General features: G+C 34.5%; 1 protein-coding gene. It reads left to right on the top strand.

What is annotated here, in order from left to right; all coding sequences use genetic code 11:
* The first annotated feature begins 415 nt into the window (after positions 1 to 415).
* Positions 416 to 658, top strand: coding sequence for a hypothetical protein (locus ODU55_RS11640; protein WP_194283586.1), 243 nt, complete (start codon positions 416 to 418; stop codon positions 656 to 658).
* The last annotated feature ends 388 nt before the right edge of the window (positions 659 to 1,046 follow it).

Below are 1,046 nucleotides of genomic sequence, written 5' to 3' on the forward strand. Positions count from 1 at the left end.
AGAGTGAAAAACTTTCTTTGTGAACATCCATTCCGATGAAAAGTGTGGTAAAATGAAACATATAAGACCTCCAATTGAGTGTGGTAATTCCTGTTAGAAGTTGATTGTTTTTTTATTCTAGTGTACAGGTAAATCCACGGATTCTCAACTGGGGGTCTTTACATATTGTCTATATTATTATTTTAAACCAATTACTGTCAAATCTTTTTTTGAGCAAGAAAAATTTGCAGCGTATTCAGAAACTGGCGAGATATGTTACTTTGTTCCGAAAGCAGATGATTTCAAAAACCATCGCTCATACCACTATCAGGAGCTTACCAAGCGAGGGACTATTGAATTTCGAAGGACATGTACACAACCATTTGAAACAACATTTGCTCCCATAGCCTTTCATTTAGGTCTGCTCGCCAATCTCGTGAAATTGGAAGAAATTCTAGAAAGTACAGAGTTTTTTATAGAATTTGGTAGAGATTATTCAAAGCTACGTAGACAATTTTCGAGAAAAAAACTGTCTGATTTAGAACAAAGAATGGTGAAAGATTTTTCTAAGACATTATTAGATTGTGCACATGAAGCCCTCCTTTTGAGAGGATACAGAGAAGAAAAATATTTAACTCCACTGTACACTTCATTAATTGATGACCCCGGGGTATTGTGAAAATATGAGTAGGTAGCCATAGATTTTTACAAAAACATAAATACCTTTGCAAAAAAATGATATACTGCAGGCATACTAAGAAAATATACAATCTCCGATTAGTATGCCTCTCAGTTTTCACTCAGTTTTTCATAAAAAAATCCCAAAAAACCGGTTGACAATGTATAGTATGTCGTGATAGAATAATTGAGTTGTCTCTTGAGGAGTTAGTCAGTAGCGGAATGAAAAAAAGTTTCAAAAAAGTGTTGACAAGTTCAGTAGAAGATGATAGAATGATTGAGTTGTCTCTCGAGGGACTAGTTAACAGAGGAACGAAAAAAGTTTCAAAAAAAGTGTTGACAAAGTTCACAAGAAATGATAAACTAAGATAGTTGTCGCGAGAGCGCGA

Origin of the sequence: Streptococcus sp. 2022WUSS037, from assembly GCF_044427225.1 — a bacterium.
Taxonomy (GTDB): Bacteria; Bacillota; Bacilli; order Lactobacillales; family Streptococcaceae; genus Streptococcus.